Genomic DNA, 23,543 nt, shown 5'->3' on the forward strand with positions numbered 1-23,543 from the left:
TCGGGCCCCGGTCGTGGGTGGGACGCTCAACCGACCGGCTCCAGCACCTCGCGGAACGCGGCCTCGACCAGCAAGGACTCCAGGTCGAGCAGGTAGCGTTCCATGGCGGGGCGGGAAAGGTAGCCGGTGTCGGCGGTGAGCGAGACGCCCAGCCCGCCGGGCTCGCCGGTCACGTGCAGGCAGAACCGGCAGTTGAGCCGCTCCTGGCTGAGCGGCCAGGTGAGGGTCGTCTCGTTCAGTGCCCGCCGCACGCTCGGCTCGTCGGGGGAGGCGTCCACCCGGTCGGTGAAGCGCATGTCGTTGAAGCAGCAGTACGGGTGGATCCGCACGCCCCGCTCCCGGCTGGCCCGTTCGGTGAGCCGGTCCCGGTCGTCCGGGTCGTGGTAGGCGGACTGGTAGGCGCGCAGCGCGGCGGGCTTGGCCGCGCGCAGCAGCTCGGTGAAACCGCCCTCGCGCAGGTCCAGCACGAACAGGCCCTCCTGGGAGAGCGTGGTGACCGCGTTGACGGTGTCTCCCCGGAAGCGGTTGCCCACGATCGGCAGCATCGCGCTCATGTCGTGGCCGTTCACCCTCCCGGCCAGCACGGACGCGGCGGTGAGCAGGACGGTCGAGGTGCTCGCGCCCCTCAACGCGGCGATCCGCTGCACGGCCAGGTCCATCGCCCGGGAGACGAGGTGGGCCCGCCAGATCGGGGGGTCCGCGGGGGCGTCCGCCCGCCGGTCGAACATCGTCGGGGGGATGCGCCGGTACTCGCTCTCCCAGTGTGCCGCGGCCACCGCCGCGACCTTCAAGCCTTGCTCCGAGCCCTGCCAGCGGGCCAGCTCCAGCGGCGAGGGCGGGGGCGGTCCGGGTACGGAACCGCGCAGCAGGAGCAGCCGCAGGTCCGTGACCGTCACCTCGGCCCCGAGGCCGTCGGCGGCCAGGTGGCAGAAGACGAGCACGATGTGGGTGACCTCGTCGCGGTCGACGACGAGCCCGATCCTGAGCGGCCACTCGTTCCCGTAGTCGAACGCGGTCTCCGCCAGCGCGTCCCGCAGCCGCTCGGGGTCGCCCTCCGACACGGTGACCGGGATGGAGCCGCCGGTCGCCAGCACCTGCCACGGCTCCGCGCCGCCGCCCTCCCGGGCACCGCCTCCGTACGGTGCCGTGCCGCCCGGGTGGAGGCCGCTCCCGTCGGCTACCGTGCCGCTCGCGTGGACGGCCTTCCCGTACGGCGCCTCGCCCAGCCTGGTGCGCAGGGACTCGTGCCGTTCCACCAGCGTGCGCAGCACCTCGGCCGCCCCCGCCACGGTGAGCGGCCTGGCCCGCCTGGGCACGGCGAGCACGCGGCCGAAGTTGAAGTAGTGGTCGTCCGGTGCCGTCTTCTGGATCGTGTCCCAGATGGCCCGCTGCCCCCAGGTCAGCGGTGCCGTCCCCGATCGGCTCCCCGAGAACCGGATGTCCATGTGTTTCCCCCGTTCGGAAATGCGTTCAGGAATGCGCGCGCCGCGCCTCGTTGATGTGGCGTTCCAGCGCGTCGAGGTCGTCCAGCAGGTCGAACCCGTCGCCCGACAGGTCGATCTCCACCCCGAACTCGGTCTCCACCGCGTCGATCAGCCGCATCTGCGCCAGGGAGGTGACCCCCAGCGCGGACAGCGGGACCGTGGCGGCCAGTGCCTCCCTGGCCGTGACCGCTCCGTCGGAGGCCGAGGCCACCATCGCCGCGAGCCGTTCCCTAACCATTGCCAGCCCCTCTCGTACGGTCTCCGGCGCCTCTCGCCGGGATCCGGATCCAGCCGTCGGACATCTCAGCATCTTTCACGATCTTCTCGCGCTGAGCGGGCGCAGATCGGTCCAGACGCGGTCGATGTGGGCGAGGCAGTCCTCCTTGGTACCGGAGACGCCCTCCTCCCGCCAGCCGTCCGGGAGGTCCCGGCCGTCCGGCCAGATCGAGTACTGCTCCTCGTGGTTGACCACGACGCGGTAACCCATCTCAGCTCCCGGTTTCCATGAGGCGCTCGGCCTCCTCGTCGGACATTTCGGCCAGCTCGGCGACGAGCAGCTCCTCCACCGCCGCCGCGAGATCGGCCACGGTGCTCCGGGCGAACAGGGTGCGGATCGGCACGTCCACCTCGACGGCGGCGCGGAGCCTGGCGATCGCGCGGGTGGCGAGCAGCGAGTGCCCGCCCAGCGCGAAGAAGTCGTCGAAGGCGCCGATCCCCTCGATGCCCAGCACCTCGCCGAAGATCTCGGCCACCAGCTCCTCGGCGTCACCGCGCGGGGCGGTCCTCGTCCGGGACCCGGCCTCGGGCGCGGGCAGCGCGGCCCGGTCGAGCTTGCCGTTCGCGGTCAGCGGCAGGGCGGTGAGGCTCACCCAGAGGGCGGGGACCATGTAGGCGGGCAGCGTCCCCGCCAGGTGCCCGGCCAGCTCGTCTCCGGTGGCGGTGCCGACGACGTAGCCGACGAGCGTCTCCCCGCGGACGGCCACCGCCGCCTGGCCGACGCCGGGGTGGGCGAGCAGCCGCGCCTCGATCTCGCCGAGTTCGATCCGGAAGCCACGGACCTTGACCTGGTCGTCGAGGCGGCCCAGGAACTCCAGCCGCCCGTCGGCCCGCCAGCGCGCCAGGTCTCCGGTCCGGTAGATCCGCTCCCCGCCGAGGAACCCGGGAACGCCGGGAACGCCGAGGACACCGGGAACGCCAAGGACACCGGGGATGTCCGGGACGCCGGGAAGGCCGAGGGTGGGGAAGCGCTCGGCCGTGAGGTCCGGCCTGCCCAGGTAGCCGACGGCCACCCCGGCCCCGCCGACGCACAGCTCACCCGGGGCCCCCGGTGGCACGGCCTCGCCCGAGCCGTCCAGGAGCAGGATCGAGGTGTCGGCGATCGGGACGCCGATGGGCGGGCGCCCGGGGGAGCCGTCCAGCTCGGCGGCGGTGGCGATGATCGTCGCCTCGGTCGGGCCGTAGGTGTTGACCAGCCGCACCCGGTCACCGAAGCGCTCCCGCCAGCGGGTCACGGCCGCCTCGTGCACCTGCTCGCCGCCGAGGATCACCAGCCGCAGGGTCGGCGGCCAGGCGATCTCGCCGATGTCGTCGACGAGCGCGTGCCAGTACGCCGTGGGCAGGTCGAGCACGGTGACCCGGTCGAGGTGGTCGGGCAGGGTGACGCCGCCCTCGGGCAGCAGCTCCAGCCGGGCCCCGGCGGCCAGCGCCGGGTAGATCTCCTCGGCGTGGGTGTCGAAGCTCAGCGAGGCGAACTGAACCACCCGGTCGTCGGGACGCAGCCCGTACGCCTCGCGCATCCACCCGACGCGGGCGGCCAGGTTGTGGTGCGAGACCACGACCCCCTTGGGCGTTCCGGTGGATCCGGAGGTGTAGATCACGTAAGCGGCCGAGCCGGGCGCGGAACCTGGCGCCGGTGCGCCCTCCGGCGCGAGGGGGCGGTCGTCCGCGTGCGCGCGTGGCGTGCCGGGCTGGGTCGTACGGGCGGCGGGCAGGAATCGGTCGTCCGTGTGCGCGCGCGGCGTGCCGGGCTGGGTCGTACGGGCGGCGGGCAGGAATCGGTCGTCCGTGTGCGCGCGCGGCGTGCCGACGGGCAGGCGGTCGCCCAGGTTCGCCGAGGTGAGGACGAGGGAGGCTGCGCTGTCGTCCAGCATGAAGGCGAGCCGCTCGGCCGGGTGGTCCGGGTCGAGCGGCAGGTAGGCCGCCCCCGCCCGCCAGACGGCGAGCAGGGCCGCGACGGCGTCGGGCGACCTGTCCAGGCAGACGCCGACCACGTCGCCACCGGCGACGCCTCGTGCCCGCAGCAGCGCCGCCAGCTCGTCCGCGCGGGCGTCCAGCCCGGCGTAGGTGAGCGTGGCACCCCCGCATCCGATCGCCACCGCGCCCGGCGTGTCCCGTACGGTCGCCGCGAACAGGTCCGGCACCAGGGGAGCGGGCGGGCGCGCGGGTCCCCGCGAGAGACGCCGCAGCAGGGCGTCGTCGTCCCCGGTGCGCAGCGGCAGCTCGGAGACCCGGTTGCCGGACGCGTCCGGCAGCGCGGTGAGCAGCAGGCGGAACCGCGCGGCCATGGCCTCGATCGTGGCCCGGTCGAACAGCTCGGCGTCGTAGACGAAGCTGAGCGTCAGCTCGTGCTCGTCCTGCCAGGCCTCCAGCATCAGTTCGAGCTTGGCCTGCCGCATGCCGTGCTCGAACCCCGTCGTGGTCAGCCCCGCGAAGGCGTCGCGGGACTGCGCGAAATCCTGCGTGTGCAGGATGAGCATGGTCTGGAACAGCGGGGTGCGCGTCAGGTCGCGCTCGACCCTCAGGGCCGTCACCAGCTCCTCGAACGGCACGCCCTGGTGGGAGAAGGCGTCCAGGACGCCGATCTGGGTCGCGCGGAGCAGCCCGGCGAAGGTCGGGTCGGCCGACAGGTCGCCGCGCATGACCAGGGTGTCGCTGAGGTAGCCGACGACCGGTTCGAGCTGGACCCGGTCCCGGCCCGCGGTGGCCGTGCCGACCAGGATGTCGCTCCGCCCGGTGTGCCGGGACAGCAGGACCTGGTAGGCGGCGAGCAGGACCATGAACATGGTGGCGCCGTGCTCCCTGCCCAGCCGGGCCAGGGCGGCGGCCTCCGCCGCGTCCAGCCGGACGCTCGCCACGTCGCCGCGCCTGGCGGCCCCGGCGGTGCGCGGCCGGTCGACCGGCAAATCCAGCGGGGTGGGGTCGGCGAGCCTGTCCCGCCAGTAGCCGAGCAGGTCGCCGAGGTCGCGCCCGCGCTGCCAGAGGGCGACGTCGCCGAACTGGAGCGGGACCGGCGGCAGGGCGGTGGCGCCGGAGTACAGGCGAGACACCTCGTCGAAGATGAGGTTGAGCGACCAGCCGTCGCCGAGGATGTGGTGCAGCACGACGCACAGGACGTGGTCGTCCTCGGCGATCCTGATCAGGGTGACGCGCAGCGGCGGCCTGGCGCCCAGCTCGAAGGGCGCGTTGGTCAGGGCCGCGACCAGCTCCAGCGCCCCGGCCTCGCCCGCCGCGTCCGTCTCCTCGACGGTCACGGGCCCCGGCGGGTCGACGACCACGACCGGCACGCCGTCCACCTCGGGGAAACGGGTGCGCAGGCTCTCGTGCCTGGCGACCGTCCCGGCCAGGGCCCCGGTGAGCGCCTCCCGGTCCAGTGGCCCGCGCAGCCGCCTGACCAGGCACATGTTGTACGACGCGTCGTCCGGGTCGAGCCGGTTGAGGAACCAGAGCCGCTCCTGGCCGAAGGAGAGCGGCGGGACGGTTCCCTCGGGCCTCGGCCGAGGGCCGTCGCTCCGCTCGCCGGGCGCGGTGGCGATCAGTTCGGCCAGCGCGGCGACCGTCGGCCGCATGAACACCTCCCGGACGGGCACCTCCGTCCCGGACAGCGCCGTCAGCCGCGCGGTGACCATGGTGGCCAGCAGCGAGTGCCCGCCTAGGGTGAAGAAGTCGTCGTACGCCCCGACCTCCGCGACGCCGAGCACCTCGGCGAAGACCTGCGCGACCATTCGCTCGCCCGGGGTGCGGGGGGCGACCGCGTCCCGCGAGGGCGCCGCGTCCACGTCGGGGAGCGCGTTGCGGTCCACCTTCCCGTTGGGGGTGAGCGGCAACGTCTCCATCTCGACGAACACGCTGGGCACCATGTAGCCGGGCAGCTCGCGCGCGGCGTGCTCCCCGAGACCGTCGAGCGCTCCCGCGCCGTTCGGGCTCCCCCCGCCGTCCGTCTCCGGTGGCGCTGCGGGTACGGCGGGTACGACGAAGGCCACCAGCCGGTCCCCGCGCACCGCGACGACCGCCTGCCGCACGCCGGGGTGGGCGTCCAGCACGGCCTCGATCTCGCCCAGCTCGATGCGGTGGCCCCGCAGCTTGACCTGGTTGTCGGTCCGGCCGAGGAACTCCAGGGTGCCGTCGTTGCGGCGGCGGACGCGGTCTCCCGTCCGGTAGTGCCGCGAGCCTCCGGGGCCGGGCACGAAGCGCTCCGCGGTCAGGGCCGGGCGGCCGAGGTAGCCGGTGGCGACCCCCTCGCCGCCGATGAGCAGCTCCCCGGCCACCCCGATCGGGCACGGCCCGCCGCCGGGGTCGGCGACATGGACGACGGTGTTGGCGATCGGGCGGCCGATGACGATCTCGCCGGGGTCCTCGGGGACGTCCCAGGCCGTGGACCAGATGGTGGTCTCGGTCGGACCGTAGACGTTGACGAGCCGGTCCACCCGGGGACGCAGCTCGCGGGCCAGCCGGGGGGCGAGCGGCTCGCCGCCGGTCAGGCCCACCACGCGTGGCAGGTCCCCGGCGAGCAGGACGCGCCACCCCGAGGGCGTCGCCTGGACGTGGGTCACGCCCTCGTCCCTGACGAGGCGCGCGAGCCGCACCCCGTCGCGGGCCGTCTCCGCGTCGGCGACGACCACCCGCCCGCCCGTCACCAGCGGCAGGTAGAGCTCCAGGGCGGAGATGTCGAACGACAGCGAGGTCAGCGCCAGCCACACGTCCCGCGGCGAGGACCGCACCAGGTCGCGCATGGCCAGCAGGAAGTTGGTCAGCGCCCGGTGGGGTACCACCACTCCCTTCGGCCGCCCGGTAGACCCCGAGGTGTAGAGCACGTACGCGGTGTCGCCGGGAAGCGGTCGCGCGGGTGCGCCCGTACCCGTCGCGAGGGGAAGGTCGTCGAGGCAGGTCAGGACCAGTGCCGCCGCGGAGTCCTCGATCACGTACGAGACGCGCGCCTCGGGGTAGTCGGGGTCGACGGGAAGGTAGGCCGCGCCGCTCATCGCCACGCCCAGCAGGGCGACGAGCATGTCGGCGCCGCGCTCCATCCGGACCGCGACCAGCGAGCCGCGCCCGATCCCGGCCGCGCCCAGTCTCCCGGCCAGCTCCGCCGCCCGCGCGGCCAGTTCCGCGTACGTCAGCTCCCGCGCGCCGGGCCCGTTCACCGGCGCGCTTCCGCTCACCGACTCGCTCACCGACTCGCTCACGGGCCCGCTCCCGTTCACCGGCCCGCTCGCGGTGACCGGCGCGGTCCCGGCCGGGGTCGCGGCGGGGGTCGCGGTACGGGCGGGCGCGGCGCGTACCGCGACCGCGTCGGGGGTCGCCGCGGCCTGTTCGAGCAGCAGGTCGACGAGCGTTACCTCCGGCAGCCCGGTCGCGGTGTCGTTCCACTCCTCCAGCAGGCCGAGCTCCGCGTCCGGCAGCATCCGCAGCGAGCTCACCGGAGAGCCGGGATCCGCCACGACGGCCGTGAGCAGCTCCTGGAGGCGGGCGACCATCCGTTCCACGGTCTCGCGGTCGAAAAGCTCGGTGCTGTAGATGGCGGTGCCGTGCAGGGCGCCGTCTTCGCCGCTGTAGAGGTCCACCGACAGGTCGAGCCGGGCGCGGGCCCAGCCGTTGGGGAAGGACGTGGCCTCGAGGCCGGGCAGGGGCTCGCCCCACTCGCCGTGGGTGTGGAAGGCGAACAGGGTCTGGAACAGGGGCGTGCGGCTCAGGTCCCGCTCCACGTCGAGGTCGGCCACGAGGCGCTCGAAGGGGACGTCCTGCCGCGAGAGCCCGTCCAGCACGACCCTGCGGGTGCGCTTGAGCAGCTCCTCGAAGGTGGGGTCGCCGGACACGTCGCAGCGCAGGGCCAGCGTGGTCGAGAGGAAACCGATCATGGTCTCCAGCTCGGTGCTGCCGCGACCGGCGGAGGGGGTGCCCACGCAGAAGTCGGTCTGGCCGGTGTGCCGGTGCATCAGGATCTGGTAGGCGGAGAGCAGCACCATGAACGGTGTGCACCGGGCTCGGCGGGCGAGGGCGCCGATCGAGGCGGCCACGTCGGGCGGGATCCGGAAGTCGACCTGGGCGCCCGCGCCGGTCCGCCGGGCGGGGCGCGGCCGGTCCGCCGGGAGCTCCAGGGGAGGCACCCCGGCCAGTCGTTCGGTCCACCAGCGGAGCTCGGAGTCCGCGGGGCGCTGGGCGCGCGCGTACTCGCCGTACTGCAGGGGCAGCTCGGGCAGCGGGGCGGTGCCCCGGCTCCCGTAGTGGGTGGCGACCTCGGAGCGGAGCACGTTCATCGACCAGCCGTCGCCGTTGATGTGGTGCAGGACGACGCAGAGCACGTGCTCGGCGGGGCCGAGCTCGATCAGCGAGACGCGGAACGGCGGTGCGGCGGCCAGGTCGAAGGCCGTGTTGGTGAGCGCCGAGACCAGGGCCGCGGTCTCCTGCTCGTCCTGGGCGGTGAGCCGCTCGACCGTCACCGGCGACGGCGGCTCGACGATCGCCACGGGCTCCCCGGCCACTTCACGGAACCGGGTCCGCAGGCTCTCGTGCCGTGCCGCCACCGCGGTGAAAGCGGCCGCCAGGGCGATCTTGTCAAGAGGACCTTTCAACCTGTAAACATAGGATGTGTTGTAGGCCGAGTCGCCCGGATCGAGCCGGTGGAGAAACCAAAGCCGCTGCTGGCCGTACGACAGGGGGTATTCCGTCCCTGGCTGGCCGGTTGGAACGGTCTCCGGTGGGAACACGCAGGGCTCCTTTGTCGGCCGCGGGCCCGGTAGTTCACGCAATCGCGTTGGAGGTTGGTACGCAAAAAGCCCGCTCTGTGCACATTTGCCCAGTTGGGCGGGCATTGAGAAGGTTTCTTTTTGGAAAGAAACTTTCCAGTTAGTTCTGCGGTCGTCAGTGTTACACCTTCGCCCTGAGGGCGCAAGGGTCACTTTCGCGCGGGTTTTGTTGCCTCTGTGAACCTCTCCCCAAAGTCTTGCGCGACCCTTACGATCATGTAAGACTGACGCTCGATTTTAAATAGTAAAGATTCTTTCCTGTAGTGCCCTCGGTGCTCGCACACACCGAAGGCATATACATCCGATCTTTAGTGGGAGGTTCACTTGGTGAACCTGACCGTCCCCCAACTGCTCAGAGACCGGGCGCTCACCGACCCCGACGGGGTCGCGCTGATCGTGCACGGCTCGGCTCAGCTCACCTACCGTCAGTGGCACGAGCGGTCCACCGCGCTTGCTAACAGCCTGGTCGCGCGGGGTGTCGCCCGGGGCGACCGGGTGGGTCTGGTGTTCGGGGCCGCGGACTGGGCGGACTACGCCGTGGCGTTCTGCGGGGTCCTGGCGGCCGGAGGGGTGGCCGTACCGCTCTCCGACCGCCTCACCCTCGATGACCTGCGTTTCATGCTGGAGAACTGCCGCGCGACCGGCGTCGTCCACGCCGCGGGTCTCGCCGTGCCCGAGGTCGGCTGGAGCGCCACGGTCGACGGTCTGAACGTCGAGACGTCCTACGACAAGGCCGATATCGCGCCTCCGGAGCCCGGAGATCTCGCCCAGATCCTCTACACCTCCGGTACGACCGGCCGTCCCAAGGGCGTCTCGGCCACCCATGCCAATCTGGCCTACGGCTGCGGTGCCAAACGCCGCCCGTTCGCACACTCCCGGCATCTCGTCCACGCCTTCCCGATCGGGACCAACGCCGGGCAGGCGATGCTGATCAACGCGCTCGACGCCCAGCCGGCCGTCGTGACGCTGCCGCGCTTCACCCCGGCCCGTTTCGCCTCGCTGATCGAGTCGTACCGCGCGGGGACGGTCTTCCTGGTCCCCGCGATGGCCATCGAGCTGGTCAACGCGGGGGTGGCCGAACGGCACGACCTGTCCAGCGTGCTGCTGCTCGGTTCGGCCGCCGCGCCGCTGCCCTCGGCCGTCGCCCAGGCGCTGACCATGGCCTTCCCCAACGCGACGATCACCAACTACTACACCTCGACCGAGGCCGCCCCGGCTCAGACGGTCATGATGTTCGACCCCGACCGGCCGGGAAGCGTCGGCCGAGCCATCGCCGGGGGACGGGTCAGGATCGCCACCGTGGAGGGGGAGCCGCTGGCGGCGGGGGAGACCGGGGAGGTCTGGATGCGATCCCCCGCGGCGCCGCGCGCCTACTACGGCGACCCCGACAGCGGGACCTTCCGCGACGGCTGGGTGCGGATGGGCGACCTCGGCTACATCGACGCCGACGGCTACCTCTACCTCGTCGACCGCGAGAGCGACGTGGTGAAGTCCGGGGCCTTCAAAGTCTCCACGATCCACATCGAGGAGGTCGTCTACCGGCACCCGGCCGTGGTCGAGGCCGCCGCGTTCGGGGTTCCCCACCCCGTGCTCGGGACCGTCGTCACCGTGGCCCTCGTCACCAGGGAGCCCCTCACCCCCGAGGACCTGCGGATCTTCCTCAAGGATCGCCTGGCCCCGCACGAACTGCCCGCGCACGTCGTCACGGTCGACGCCCTGCCGCGCAACGCCGGCGGCAAGGTCGACAAGAAGGCCCTGCGCCGGACGACGGAGGGCGCGCGATGACCCCGCTCCCGTCCGAGAACGCCTCCGAGCCGGCGCCGGAGAACGCCACGTCCCGGCTCACCCCCGGACCGCCAGGTGAAGGCACGTCCGGTCCCGTGTCAGGGAGCGCGTCTGTCCCTGTGCCCGGGAGCGCGTCCGGTCCCGTGTCCGCGAGCATGCCGGAGGTCACGTTCACCCAGCAGGGGATGTGGGTGACCGAGCAGACCGTGGGCGGGGGCGCCGCCTACCACATGCCGATACTCGTCCACCTGCGCGGCGACCTGGACACCGGTGCGCTCCTGGCGGCCTGCGCGGCGGTGGTCGCCCGGCACCCGATGCTGGGCAGCGTGGTGGCGGAGGTGGACAACGAGCTGCGGCTGGTGCCCGGCGCTCCGGTTCCCGTACGCCAGGTGACGATCTCCGCCGACTCCTCCGACTTTTTTGACTCCTCCGACTCCTCCGACGACGCCACCGGCGGGTCCCCGCCGGGCACGCAAGATCTTCCGGAGTCACCGAGTGCGCCGGACTCGCCGTCCGAGAGCGGTGAACACGGCGAGCACGGCGAGCACGGTGAACACCGCGAAAACGGCGGGAGCGGCGAGCGGTACGGGCCGGCCGTGCGGGCGGCGGTGCGGGAGGAGATCCTGCGCGCGTTCGACCTGGAGAAGGGCCCGCTGGCCAGGTTCACCCTGTTCGAGGCCGGCCCCGGACGGCACCTGCTCCTCTTCGTTGCCCACCACCTGGTCTTCGACGGGCAGTCGAAGGACATCCTGGTGCGCGACCTGGCCGCCTTCCACAACGGCGAGCCGCCGCCCCCGCTGCCCGGCATCGACCACGGCCGGGCCGAGCGCGAGCGGGTGGCGGCCGTGCTTCCCGGCGCGCGGGAGTTCTGGAAGCCCCGCTGGCGCGATCCCGGCGAGACCGTCGTCCTCGGCCGCGCGCTGAAATCCCGGCGGGCGGGCGAGGGCCGGGTGCTGCGGTTCACCGTGAACCCGTCGATCCCGTCCCGTCCGTCTCCCAGCCTGTCTTCCGGTACGCCGTCCGGTCCGGCTTCGGACCTGCCCTCCGGCACGTCTTCCGGTCCGGCCTCGGGCCTGCCCTCCGGCACGTCTTCCGGTCCGGCCTCGGGCCTGCCCTCCGGTACGCCGTCCGGTCCGGCTTCGGGCCTGCCCTCCGGCACGTCTTCCGGTCCGGCCTCAGATGTGCCCTCCGGCACGTCTTCCGGTGCGCCGTTCGGCACGTCTCCGGATCTGCCGTCCGGTACGTCTTCCGGCCCGGACGCGCCGGCCCCCGGCCTGACCCGGTTCGAGGTGCTGCTCGCCGCGCTGCACACCCTGCTCCTCGGCTACGGCAACACCGCGGTGACCACCGCCGTCGACCTGTCCACCCGGCCCCCCGAGGCCGCCGGACACATCGGCCTGTTCGTCAACGAGCTCCCGGTCGCCTCCAGCCCGTCCCCGGAGGCGACCTTCCGCGAGTTCGCCACCGCGCTGCGCGCCGAGCTGCGGGAGGTCTACCGGTTCCGCCGGGTACCGCTCTCCCGGGCGATGCCCCGCCTGCGGCCGCACGCCGCGCTGGTCCCCGTCTCCGTCAGCTACCGCACCCGCCGCGACGCCGACCCGGTGTTCACCGGGCTCGACGCATCGGTGGAGTGGACCGTCTTCAACCACGCGGTACGCGGCGCGCTGCACCTGCAGTGCGTGGACGGCCCCGGCGGGCTGGAGATCAGCCTGCGCCACGACCCCGAGACGGTGCCCGACGCCGCCCGGGTCGCCGACGACCTGCGTCTCCTTCTGGAACGCGCCACTCACGACCCCGACCTGTCACTGCACGAAATTCTGGAGAACGAGATGGGTTCCGTCACCACGCTGACCGACCAGGTGCGCGAGATCTGGGAGGAAGTACTGGGCATCTCACCGATCGCCGACGACGACGACATCTTCGATCTGGGCGGCCACTCCCTCACCATCACGCAGATCATCGCCCGCATGCGCAAGCGCCTGGACGTCGAGGTCTCCCTGGACGCCTTCTTCGACAACCCGACGATCGCCGGGATCGTGGACTCCCTCGGCGATGACTGAGACCCTCGACGGGCTCCGTCTCTCCCCCCTCGCCGACGAGGACCTAGAGCTCCTGCTCCTGGTCAGGCACTTTGAGCTCAAGCTCCTGGAGCTGTACGGCAGGGGCGACCTCAACGGCACCACGCACACCTGCCTGGGCCAGGAGTACGTCCCGGTCGCGCTGCGATCCCTGCTCGGCCCGGCCGACCACGTCTTCAGCAACCACCGGGGACACGGCCACTACCTGTCCAGGTTCCGCGACCCGCACGGCCTGCTCGCCGAGATCATGGGCAGGGAGGGCGCGGTCTGCGGGGGTGTCGGCGGCAGCCAGCACATCCACCGCGACCGCTACATGTCCACCGGCGTGCAGGGCGAGAGCATGCCGGTCGCCGCCGGTGTCGCGCTGCACCTCAAGCGCTCCGAGCCCGGCACCCTGGCCTGCGTGCACATCGGCGACGGCACCTGGGGCGAGGGCGCGGTCTACGAGGCGCTGAACCTCGCCGCGCTCTGGCGGCTCCCGCTGCTCGTCGTGGTGGAGAACAACGGCATCGCCCAGTCCACCCCGACCGCCTCGCAGATGGCCGGTACGGTGGCCGACCGGGCGGCGGCCTTCGGCATCCCGCACCGGCTGGTCGTCTCCACCGACGTCAACGAGATCCGCATCTCGCTGGAACGCGAGATCGCGCGGGTGCGCGAGGGGCGGCCGCTGGTGGTCGAGTTCGTCACCCACCGCCTCGGACCGCACAGCAAGGGCGACGACATCCGCCCGGCCGACGTCGTACGGACCGCCAGGGACAACGACTGGTACACCCGCTACGCCCACGACCACCCCGAGCAGTTCCACCGGCTCGACGGTGCCGTCAAGGCCGAGGTCGAGGCCGTCGCCGACGAGGTGGCCGCGCGCCCCCTCTCCCGCTGGGAGGGACCGTGCGCGTAGCGGAGAACCTCAACGCGGCCCTGCACGGGCTGCTGGACGACGACCCCACCGCCTACGTGCTCGGCGAGGACATCCTCGACCCGTACGGCGGCGCCTTCAAGGTCACCAAGGGGCTGTCCACCCGCTTTCCCGAGCGCGTGATCGGCACCCCGATCAGCGAGGGCGCGCTGACCGGCGTCGCGGCGGGACTGGCGCTCACCGGCAACACCGCCGTGGCCGAGATCATGTTCGGCGACTTCGTGGCGCTCGCCTTCGACCAGCTGTGCAACTTCGCCAGCAAGTCGGTGTCGATGTACGGCAAGCGGCTGCCGCTGCGGATGGTGGTGCGCTGCCCGACCGGTGGCGGCCGGGGCTACGGCCCCACCCACAGCCAGAGCCTGCAGAAGCACTTCGTCGGCATGCCGGGGCTGTCGCTGTACGAGATGTCCCCCTTCCACGACAACCGCGCGGTGTTCGCGGCGATGCTGGGACAAGGCGAGCCGTGCGTGTTCTTCGAGGACAAGGTCCTCTACACCCGGCAGATGGAGCGGGTGGACCCGCTGTTCCTGGTGCGCCGCGACGGGGACCTGGCCGTGGTGGACATCCGCGACGCGGGCGACCGCCCCGACTGCGTGGTCATCGCCCCGGGCGGGATGGCCCACCGGGTGCTGGGCGCGATGCGCTCCCTGATGATGGAGGAGGAGATCTCCGTCCGGCTGCTGGTCCCCTCCCGGCTCTACCCGCTGGACGCCGACGCGCTCCTGCCCCACCTGGGGGACGTCGTCCTGGTCGCGGAGGAGAGCACCGCCGGGGGCACCTGGGGCAGCGAGGTCGCCCACCTGCTGCACGCCCGCGTCTGGGACCGCCTGCGCGGACCCGTCCGCCTCGTCCACTCACGGGCCTCCGTGATCCCCACCGCCGCGCACCTGGAGAACGAGGTCCTGGTCGGGGAGTCCACGATCCACCACGCCGTACGGGAGGCTCTGCGTGGCTGACATCCACGTCCCCAAGCTCAACAACAACGACACCGAGTACCTGATCGTCGAGTGGCTGGTGGGGAACGGCAAGCCCGTCATCGCCGGGGAGCCGATCGCCGTCCTGGAGACCTCCAAGGCGACCGACGAGCTGGAGGCGGGGGAGACCGGCTACCTGCACCACGCCGCCGCCCTCGGCACCCTGATCGCTCCCGGCGCGCTCCTCGCCCGCATCACGGCCGAGGCGGCCCCGCCGCCCGCCCCGGTGTCCGACGCGCCCGAGCCCGTGGCCTCGGAAGACGCATCGGGACAGGAGGACGCGCCGGTGGCCGAGCCGGTCGTCACCGCTCCCGCCCGCGCGGCGATGGAGGAGCTCGGCGTCTCCCACGCCGAGGTCGCGTCCCTGGGCCTGGCCGTCATCCGCAGAACCGACGTGGAGGCCTTGGCCTCCCGCCGTACCGGGCGGACGGCCGCCGACGTGCGAGAAGACGCGCGGGAAGACGTACGAGAAGACGTGCAGGGAGACGTGCAGGGAGACGTGCGGGGAGACGTGAGGGAGAGCGCGCCGGAGGTCGTGCCGGGAGACGTGCTGGAGGACGTGCCGGAACCGGTCGCGGTCGCGGGAGCGCACCGCCTCTCGCGGGTGCAGCGGGCCGTCGCGCGCGCCGTCACCACCTCGCACGGCACGATCCCCGCCGCGTACACCGTCGTGAGGTTCGAGGTGGGCCCGCTGCTGGAGCGGGCCAGGGGACTGAGCAGGGAGGTACGCAGGCCGGTCGGGCTCGCGGAGCTGTTCGTCCAGGCCGTGGCCGCGCTGCATCCGGCGTTCCCGCTGTTCTTCGCCTCGCTCGACGGGGACCGGGCGCATCCGGCCGACGCCCCGCGCGTGGGCGTCACGTTCGACATGGGCGAGGGCCTGTACGTGCCGGTCGTCCACGACACCGGCTCGCTCAAGGCCATCGCCGACGCGCTCATGCGCTACCGGCTCGCCGCCACCGAGGGCGACTTCCGCGAGAAGGACCTCACCGGTGCCAACATCGCCGTCACCCTGCACACCGACGCCGACGTCATCCTCGCGATCCCCCTCATCTTCCCCGGTACGGTCTGCGCCCTCGCGATCACCTCGCCGCAGCCCGAGCTGGTACTCGCCGAGGACGGCACGGTGGCCGCGAGGACCGTCGCCAACATCGGCCTCGCCTACGACCATCGGCTGATCAACGGCCGGGACGCCGCGCTCTTCCTCGCGGCCCTCCGGATGGAGTTACACGCGTGACCGAGACAACGCTGTCGGACGCCAAGAAGGCGCTGCTCGCCAAGCGGCTCAAGAGCCGGGGGGAGTCGCGGGCCGCCGTCGTCCGCCGCGCCCCGGGAACCGTCCCACCCCTGTCCCACGCCCAGGAACGCCTGTGGTTCCTCGAGCAGTACCGGCCGGGCACCACCACCTACACCGTCCCCGTCGCGGTGCGCCTGCGCGGGGACCTGGACGCCGACGCGCTGCGCCGGGCGCTGGACGAGATCGTCGCACGCCACGAGGCCCTGCGGACGCGGTTCCTCACCACCGACGACGGCACCCCCGAGCTGGTCATCGACGAGCCGGGGCCCGCCGCGCTGCGTGTCGCCGAGGCGGACGGCGTGGACGCCGCGATCGAGCTGCTCGACGCCGACCTCGCCGTCCCGTTCGACCTGGAGCACGGCCCGCTCTTCCGCGCCGTGCTGGTCAGGATCGCGCCCGACGACCACGTCCTCCTCATCGCCGCCCACCACACCGTCATCGACGGCTGGTCCAGCGACCTGCTCATCCGCGAGCTGCTCGCCCTGCACGACGGCGGGACCCCGCCGCCCGCGCCGGTCGGCTACGGCGACTACGCCCTCTGGCAGCGGGGCCGCGACCACCGCCGCGAGATCGACCACTGGCGCGACCGGCTCGCCGGGCTGCCCGCCATCGAGCTGCCCACCGACAGGCCGCGCCCCGCCGAGCAGCGCCACGAGGGAGCCGCCCTCGACGTCAGGGTGGACGCCGACCTCGCCCGGCGGCTCGCCGAGCTGGGCGCCGCGGCCGGTGCCACGCCGTACATGACGCTGCTGGCGGCCTTCCAGGTGCTGCTGGCCCGCTACTCGGGGCAGACTGACTTCGCGGTCGGCTCCCCGGTCGCCGGGCGCGGGCTGCCCGAGCTGGACGGGGTCGTCGGCATGTTCGTCAACACCCTGGTCCTGCGCGCCGACCTCGCCGACGACCCGTCGTTCACCACCTTCCTGGCCCGGACGCGCGAGGCCGCGCTGGACGCCTACGCGCACCAGGAGCTCCCGTTCGACCAGCTGGTCAACGAGCTGAACGTGGTCCGCGACGTGAGCCGGTCGCCGCTCGCGCAGGTCACGTTCGCGCTGCAGAACTTCAAGGCGGGCGAGGAGGACGGGCGCGTCTCCTACCTCACGCTCCCGGCCAGGACCACCCGCTTCGACCTCGGCCTCTACCTGTTCGAGAGCCCGGACGGCGGGCTGGTCGGCCACCTCGCCCACAGCACCGCCCTGTTCGACCCGGAGACCGTGGAGCTGCTGGCGGCGCGCTTCGAGACGCTGCTGCGCTCGATCGTGGCGGACCCGGACACGCGGGTGGGTGAGCTGTCGCTGCTCTCCGACGACGAGCGCGACCTGGTTCTGGGCTTCGGCTCGGGACCCGCCCTGCGGCCCTCCGGCCACGACCTGCTGCACGACCTCGTCACCGCGCAGGCCGCGCTCACCCCCGGAGCGACGGCCGTGGTCCACGAGGGCTCGCCCGCCTCGGGGACGGCGCCCGCGACGCGTGGCGGCTCCGGTCCGCGGAAGGCGTCCGCGGTGAGCGGCGGTTCGGGTACGGCGTCCGGGGCGCGTGGCGGTTCGGGTGCGGCGTCCGGGGCGCGTGGCGGCTCGGGTCCGGGTACGGCGTCCGCGGCCGGCGGCGGCTCGCTGACGTACGCCGAGCTCGAGGAGCGCTCCACCAGGATCGCCGCCCTGCTGAGGAACCGGCACGGCGTGGGCCCCGACACCAGGGTGGGCGTCTTCCTCGAACAGTCCACCGACCTGGCGGCGGCCGTCGTCGGCGTGCTGAAGGCCGGTGGCGCCTACGTGCCCCTCGACCCCAAGCAGCCCCGCGACCGGCTGGCGTACATGCTCGCCGACGCCGGGGCCGTCGCTGTCCTCACCACCTCCGCGCTGCGCGACCTGCTTCCCGACCTTCCCGGGGCGCCGGTGATCTGCCTGGACTCCGAGGCGCTGGACGAGACCGGGTTCGAGCCCCCCGAGGTCTCGCCCGGCGACCTCGCGTACGTGATCTACACCTCGGGGACCACCGGACGGCCGAAGGGCGTCGGGGTGCAGCACCGGCAGGTGCTCAACTACCTCGCCGGGGTCAGGGAGCGCTTCGAGGTCGAACCCGGCGCGGTCTACACGCTGCTGCAGTCGCTCTCGTTCGACTTCGGGGTGACGATCTTCTACCTGTCGCTCATGACCGGCGGAGAGCTGCACCTGGCCGATCCCCAGGCCCCCGCCGAGGAGCTCGCCGGGCTGCTGAGCGGCACCGACTACCTGAAGATGACCCCCTCCCACCTCGCCTCGCTGCTCGCCGCGGTGGACGATCCCGCCGAACTGCTCCCGCGCAAGCTCCTCGTCCTCGGCGGCGAGGCGTCCAGGTGGAGCTGGGCCCGCGAGCTGACCGCGCACACCACGGTGGTCAACCACTACGGCCCCACCGAGGCCACGGTCGGCATCTCCACCCACGCCGTCACCGGCGAGCGCGAGCGGGCGCTGAACCTGCCGATCGGCAGGCCGCTGCCCGGCGCCGGGGTCTACGTGCTCGACGAGCACCTGCGGCTGGTCCCGCCCGGCATGACCGGCGAGATCTACCTCGGCGGCGACCGTCTCGCCCGCGGATACCTCGGGCGGCCCGGCCTGACGGCCGAGAGATTCCTGCCCGACCCGTACGGCGGGCCCGGCGCCCGCATGTACCGGACCGGTGACCTCGGCCGGTGGCTGCCCTCCGGCGACCTGTGCTTTCTCGGCCGCCGCGACCTGCAGGTCAAGGTCAGGGGCTACCGGGTGGAGCTGCCGGAGATCGAGTCGGTGCTCGCCGGCCAGCCGGGAGTCGCCCACGCCGTCGTCGACCTGCGCGGGGACCGGCTGGTCGCGTACGTGGTCGGCGAGGTCGGCGGAGAGCGGGTCAGCGTCAGTGAGCTGCGGGCGCGGCTCGGTGAACGGCTCCCCGAGTACATGATCCCCGGGCGGTTCGTCTGGCTGGACGAGCTGCCCCTGAAGTCGCACGGCAAGGTCGACCGGGCCAGGCTGCCCGAGCCCGACGAGGCACGACCTGACCAGGAAGCCGGATTCGTCCCGCCGGAGACGCCTCTCGAAGAGGCGATCGCGGCGGTGTGGGCGAAGGTGCTCGGACTGGTCCAGGTCGGCGTGCTGGACGACTTCTTCGACCTGGGCGGTCATTCGCTGCTCGCCGCGCAGGTGGTCGCCCGCCTTCGGAAAGCCATTCCTGAAGGCGGGCGCCAGGTCACCATCCTGGACCTGTTCAAGAACCGGACCGTCCGCGAGCTCGCGCGGCTCGTCGAGACGGCCGACGACGGCCCGCGCATGCTCCTGCACCGGCTCACCCCGGCCCGCACGGCCACCTCGACCCTGGTCTGCGTGCCGTACGGCGGCGGCAGCGCGGCCATCTACCAGCCGCTGGCCGACACGCTGCCCCAGAACTGGGCGCTGCACGCGGTCGCCGTCCCCGGCCAGGAGATGGGGCTGATCGAGGAGACCCGGCCGGTGGCGGAGGTCGCGCAGGGCTGCGTGGAGGAGATCCTCAAGGACATTCGCGGCCCGCTCGCGCTGTACGGGCACTGCGGGCTCGGCGTCATGCTGACCGTGGAGATCGCCCGCCGCCTGGAGGCCGCGGGCCGCCCGGTCGAGGCGATCTACCTCGGCGGCATCTTCCCCTTCGCGCGTCCCACCTCGGTGCTGGCCAAGCTGTCGAACCTGACCGACCGCCTGCGCAGCGACCAGGTCTGGGCCAACGCCCTGCAGGCCGCGGGTCTCGACGTGGAGGACCTGGAACGCGACCAGCTCAAGCTGATGATCGACAACCGTCGCAAGGGCACCAAGGAGGCAGAACGCTACTTCACCCGCCTCTTCGAGGAGGGCGTCGAGCCGCTCAGGGCACCGATCATCTCCGTGGCGGGCGACCGGGACCCGGCCACCGAGTTCTACCAGGAGCGCTACCGTGAGTGGCATCTCCTGACCGGCTCCACGGCCGTGGTCGTCCTCGACGAGGCCGGGCACTTTTTCCTGAAATATCGGGCGGAAGAGCTCGCCACCATCGTCACCGGCACCCACCGGGCCATCGCCTCCGGCGACACGGCCAAGCTGGCCCGTACCGGCCGATCGACCTGGTGGCTCGGCGGCGTCTCCACCCAGGACGCCGCCGCGGAGATCCTCCCGGCGACGACGGCACCCGCGGTCACCGGCGCGGGACCGGCCCCCACCCTCGTCGGTTCGGGCACGGGCGGCGCGCCACCGGAGACGGGACGCCCGGTCGCGACGGATCCCCCGGCGCGCTCCGGCCCTCCGCCGAGCATGAAGCGGTTCGCCGCCGTGGCGGCCGGACAGCTCATCTCGATCGTCGGGTCGTCGCTGACCGAGTTCGCCATCCCGCTGTGGATCTACATCACCACCGGCTCGCTCCCCATGATGGCCCTGTTCGCCGTCCTCGCGCTGGTCCCCGGCATGCTGGTGTCCCCGCTGGCCGGTGCCCTCGTCGACCGCTACGACCGGCGCAAGGTCATGCTCGCCGGAGACGTCGGCGCTTTCGGCACCCAGCTGGCACTGGGCGTCCTGCTGTGGACCGGCAACCTGCAGATCTGGCACATCTACCCACTCCTGGTGCTGCTGTCGGTCGCGCTCACCTTCCAGCGCCTCGCCTACAACTCCGCCATCCCGCAGCTGGTCCCCAAGCGCTTCCTCGGCCACGCCAACGGCGTGGTCCAGATGGTGACCGGTACCGCCCAGCTGGTCGTCCCGCTGGTCGCGGTCGGCCTGATGACCGTGATCGGGCTGGAGGGCATCCTCGTCCTGGACGTCGTCTCGTACGTCTTCGCGATCGGGGTGCTGATCTTCGTCCGCTTCCCGAAGACCATGGCGTGGAAGCGCCGGGAGTCGCTGGTCGCCGAGATGGTCGAGGGCTGGAAGTTCTCCTGGGGCAACCGGGGCTTCCGCGGCATGCTGTTCTTCTTCGCGGTGCTGAACATCTTCCTGTCCCCGCTGTTCCTGCTCATCTCGCCGCTGGTCCTGGGCTTCGCCACCCTGGAGGACGTCGGCCGGATCTCCTTCTTCGGCGGCCTCGGGGTATTCCTCGGCGGCCTGACCATGACCGTCTGGGGAGGCCCGCGACGGCGGCGGCTGCGCGGCGTGATGCTCTCCACCCTCGTGCTGGGTCTCTTCTGCCTGGTCACCGGCCTGCAGCAGAACCTGGTCCTGATCGCGGTCGGCGCCTTCGGGATGTCGTTCTGGCTGACCATGCTCAACGGCGTCTACGCGACGATCATCCAGGTCAAGGTGCCGCAACGCTTCCACGGCCGCGTCATCGCGCTCAACACGCTCATCGCCTGGTCCACCCTGCCGATCGGCTTCGGCCTGGTCGCCCCGTACGGCAGCACGCTGTTCGAACCGCTGCTGGTTCCGGGGGGGCCGCTGGCCGACACGGTCGGCCTCGTGCTCGGCACCGGAGAGGGCCGGGGCGTCGGCCTGATGTACGTGCTGTTCGCCGTCGCCATCGCGGTCACGGCGCTGGTCGCGATGCGGACCCGCACGCTGTCCAGGTTCGACGTGGACGTCCCCGACGCGCTCCCGGACGACCTGGTCGGCTTCCAGACCATCCAGCGGCGCCAGGAGCGGGAGCGCGAGGAACGAGGTGAGGCGGTCCCCGTCGGGGGCTGACCCCTTCCTCGCCCGGTGCCGGCCGGGCCTTGGCCTCGTCCTGGCGGGGTCTCGGCCCGGGCCACATCGTCGTGGCGAGACGCGCGTGTGCAGCCGGTCTTCACGGTGTCGGCCGTCGCCTGCGAGCGGACCCGCCGCGGAAGCCGAAGACGATCGCTCCGAGCGCGACAAGGATCAGGGCCAGGACGCCGACGCGGCCTTCCACAAGACCGCCTATCCCATCGGTGATCCGGAGCCACGGACCGGGGGGTGGCGGCCCGCCGGCCTCTCCGAGCCAGGTGGAACCGTCCATGCCCTTTTCCGGGTGTTTTACCGAGGCCTCCACGGTCTGCGTCAGTCGCGGGTGCCGCCGGCCCATCTCGGCGACGCCGACGGCGGTCATGGGCACGTCGCTGAAGTCGACGCCCCCGAACCTCATCTGATAGATGAAGACGGCTCCTTTCTTGCGGACGGTCCGCTTGACGGAGAACTCACCGTCTCTGATCGAGCGGAGGTAGGCGTCGAACACCTGCCGAGGCCTCCAATCGTCCGTAAGTTTCGCGCCGCCGATGTTCCCCGAGTCGATCAGCCGGTCGAACGATGTTCGGTGGCCCTTCCGGTGTCGTTCGCGGATCCACTGTGCGATCACCCGGGCCGTGAACGCCCGGCGCAGCGGGGCGTACTCCGGCGCGGTGTTGACCGCTTTCACGATCTTCGGCAGCACTGTCGACCGGTGGAGTTCCTCGTTGCGGGCGTCGGCTGCCTGGTTCGGGGACGGGCACGAGTAAGAGCCGCCGATGTCTTCGGCCTTCAGTTTCACGGCAAGAGGGGCTTTCAGGACGTAGAGCGAATCCTCGTCCTCGTGTACCTCAACCCGGCCGGGGACGATCCACATCCGGGCGGAGAAACACGCCCTGTCCACACCGCGGCTCAGCGCGGCCTTCCAGTACTTCGCCCCGAATTTGCTGTTCGGGTTCAGCAGCTTCCCTTCGGTGCGCTTCATCTGCAGGTCCGCCTCAAGCATCGCCCGGCCGGCTTTCGTTCGCCCCAGCTCCGGGTCGATGATGCGGTCGGGCTGTGTCGGATGGAGGTTCACCCAGAACAGGTTCGGGTTCAGCACCAGCCAGGTCCGGAGGTCCGCGGTCGCGTCCGTGGCCGCCTGCAGGCGGGACTCCGGGCTCTGGCGGAGGCCCGGGGCCGCGGGGCGCGCGGAGAAGGAGTACCGCACATCACCGGAGTGGGGGCGATCGGACATGTAGCGCAGTTCCAGGGTGGAGAAGTCGACACCGCCGTAGTCGTCCGCCAACAACGCCCCGGTGACCCCGCCCGGCTCGCCTCCGGCGCACGGCGTGGCCGGAAGGGGCGCCGCCATCGCAAGGACCTTTCCTCTGCCGGCCTCGTGATGGCCGGGCGGCGCGCCGACCCCGTCACAGAATCCGAGATTCGCCTGGCGTCGCCGCCACGCCTGATCGCTTTCCTGCCTGCGTAGTGCCGCCTCCGCCTTCTGCATGACCTTCGGTACGAGCAGCTTGGCGCGTTGCGCGTGCTCACTGTTGTTCTTGCCGTAATAGGCGATCGCCAGACCGTGGGGAAATGCTCTGGTGGCCGCATCGCACGCATCGAGGCAGGGCGTCCGCTGGCTCGCGATATAGAGAGGCGATTCCCGCAGAATTCTTTTGCTCAGTCTGCCCGTCGTCCCGCGGGCGATGTATACGTCGCCTGCCTTGGCCATCCGCAGAAGGATGCGAGGAACCACATACCGAAGCCAGTCGAGGGGGATGATCTCGGAGTGTCTGGTCCGGTACTCACTGCTGGTGGATACCTGTAACAACAGGCTGCTCGGTGTCGCGCCGATCTGCTGGTGAAGCTCTTGGTTTCCTTCGTGCTTTACGATTTTCGTCGCGGTCTTATACCTGCCGGTGTCCGCCGGGGTCGCTCTGGCCTCCAGGAGGCGGGTGAGCAGGTCTTCGGGCTTCAGCCAGTCGGGGAGAGCGTCCGCGTGTTTCATCCAGCCCAGATCGAACCACTCGACTGAGACGTTTCCCACCGATCCAGAAAGCTGTGGCTTGGTGGTTTTGACGAACTCTCTGTCGGCTTTGACGAGTTCCCGTCCCGCCGGGTTCTCGAGCAGTTCCTTGGCGGCCTTCTCGGCAGCTTGATCGTCTTCGGCCGTGGTCCCGGGCGGCAGCAGGACGGTGAAGCGGTCCGGGACGGTGGGCGAGGGCCCCGGGGCCGTCGGTGCCCCGGGGCCCGGCGGCGTCGGCGCCGCCAGCGTTCCCGGTACCGAGAGCGAGGTGACGCCGACCACCATGGTGATGAGGGTGGCGAGGCGCCGCCACCGGTGGGAGCGTGCGTCACGATTGGCCCGGTCCGCCGGCGCCTCCTTC

Annotated in this window: 11 protein-coding genes; 6 read left to right on the forward strand and 5 right to left on the reverse strand. The window is 72.1% G+C overall.

All coding sequences use genetic code 11. From position 1 onward, the window contains the following. Positions 1-26: 26 nt before the first annotated feature. From OG587_RS18385 to OG587_RS18400, 4 genes are all read right to left on the reverse strand, one after another. Complete coding sequence (locus OG587_RS18385; RefSeq protein ID WP_329091874.1) at positions 27-1,445, reverse strand: hypothetical protein; 1,419 nt, start codon at positions 1,443-1,445, stop codon at positions 27-29. A gap of 25 nt (positions 1,446-1,470) precedes the next feature. After that, the gene (locus tag OG587_RS18390; RefSeq protein ID WP_329091875.1) at positions 1,471-1,722 is read right to left on the reverse strand and encodes an acyl carrier protein; all 252 of its coding nucleotides are present in this window, start codon (positions 1,720-1,722) and stop codon (positions 1,471-1,473) included. A gap of 75 nt (positions 1,723-1,797) precedes the next feature. Further along, the gene (locus OG587_RS18395; protein WP_329091877.1) at positions 1,798-1,971 is read right to left on the reverse strand and encodes an MbtH family protein; all 174 of its coding nucleotides are present in this window, start codon (positions 1,969-1,971) and stop codon (positions 1,798-1,800) included. A gap of 1 nt (position 1,972) precedes the next feature. Then, positions 1,973-8,572 carry a non-ribosomal peptide synthetase gene (locus OG587_RS18400; protein WP_329091878.1) on the reverse strand — a complete coding sequence of 2,200 codons (6,600 nt, stop codon included), beginning with the start codon at positions 8,570-8,572 and terminating at the stop codon, positions 1,973-1,975. A gap of 261 nt (positions 8,573-8,833) precedes the next feature. On the opposite strand from OG587_RS18400, the gene OG587_RS18405 reads away from it, so the two are divergent. The 6 genes from OG587_RS18405 to OG587_RS18430 all read left to right on the forward strand — a co-directional run bounded on the left by OG587_RS18405 (position 8,834) and on the right by OG587_RS18430 (position 21,177). After that, positions 8,834-10,291, forward strand: coding sequence for a class I adenylate-forming enzyme family protein (locus OG587_RS18405; protein ID WP_329091880.1), 1,458 nt, complete (start codon positions 8,834-8,836; stop codon positions 10,289-10,291). Between the two features lie 155 nt (positions 10,292-10,446). Then, on the forward strand, positions 10,447-12,351 hold the full coding sequence (locus OG587_RS18410) for a condensation domain-containing protein (protein WP_329091883.1): 1,905 nt from the start codon (positions 10,447-10,449) through the stop codon (positions 12,349-12,351). After that, positions 12,344-13,267, forward strand: a complete 924-nt coding sequence (locus OG587_RS18415) for a thiamine pyrophosphate-dependent dehydrogenase E1 component subunit alpha (protein WP_329091885.1) — start codon at positions 12,344-12,346, stop codon at positions 13,265-13,267. The genes OG587_RS18410 and OG587_RS18415 overlap by 8 nt, the downstream gene beginning before the upstream one ends. Further along, positions 13,258-14,241: an alpha-ketoacid dehydrogenase subunit beta gene (locus OG587_RS18420; protein WP_329091887.1), complete on the forward strand. Its 984-nt coding sequence runs from the start codon at positions 13,258-13,260 to the stop codon at positions 14,239-14,241. The genes OG587_RS18415 and OG587_RS18420 overlap by 10 nt, the downstream gene beginning before the upstream one ends. Beyond that, positions 14,234-15,493, forward strand: a complete 1,260-nt coding sequence (locus OG587_RS18425; protein WP_329091888.1) for a 2-oxo acid dehydrogenase subunit E2 — start codon at positions 14,234-14,236, stop codon at positions 15,491-15,493. The genes OG587_RS18420 and OG587_RS18425 overlap by 8 nt, the downstream gene beginning before the upstream one ends. Beyond that, a complete protein-coding gene (locus OG587_RS18430) occupies positions 15,490-21,177 on the forward strand; it encodes a non-ribosomal peptide synthetase/MFS transporter (RefSeq protein WP_329091890.1) in 5,688 nt (1,895 codons plus the stop codon). The genes OG587_RS18425 and OG587_RS18430 overlap by 4 nt, the downstream gene beginning before the upstream one ends. Positions 21,178-21,277: 100 nt before the next feature. On the opposite strand, the gene OG587_RS18435 is transcribed toward OG587_RS18430, so the two are convergent. Beyond that, complete coding sequence (locus OG587_RS18435) at positions 21,278-23,467, reverse strand: hypothetical protein (protein ID WP_329091891.1); 2,190 nt, start codon at positions 23,465-23,467, stop codon at positions 21,278-21,280. Positions 23,468-23,543: the final 76 nt, after the last annotated feature.

Source organism: Streptosporangium sp. NBC_01469, from assembly GCF_036227305.1.
Lineage (GTDB): Bacteria > Actinomycetota > Actinomycetes > Streptosporangiales > Streptosporangiaceae > Streptosporangium.

Excerpts from the sequence above, each read along its gene's own strand:
- OG587_RS18435 (WP_329091891.1), bottom strand. The coding sequence starts at position 23,467 with ATGGTGGTCGGCGTCACCTCGCTCTCGGTACCGGGAACGCTGGCGGCG.
- OG587_RS18410 (WP_329091883.1), top strand. The coding sequence starts at position 10,447 with ATGCCGGAGGTCACGTTCACCCAGCAGGGGATGTGGGTGACCGAGCAG.
- OG587_RS18390 (WP_329091875.1), bottom strand. The coding sequence starts at position 1,722 with ATGGTTAGGGAACGGCTCGCGGCGATGGTGGCCTCGGCCTCCGACGGA.
- OG587_RS18385 (WP_329091874.1), bottom strand. The coding sequence starts at position 1,445 with ATGGACATCCGGTTCTCGGGGAGCCGATCGGGGACGGCACCGCTGACC.
- OG587_RS18400 (WP_329091878.1), bottom strand. The coding sequence starts at position 8,572 with ATGCCCGCCCAACTGGGCAAATGTGCACAGAGCGGGCTTTTTGCGTAC.
- OG587_RS18415 (WP_329091885.1), top strand. The coding sequence starts at position 12,344 with ATGACTGAGACCCTCGACGGGCTCCGTCTCTCCCCCCTCGCCGACGAG.
- OG587_RS18395 (WP_329091877.1), bottom strand. The coding sequence starts at position 1,971 with ATGGGTTACCGCGTCGTGGTCAACCACGAGGAGCAGTACTCGATCTGG.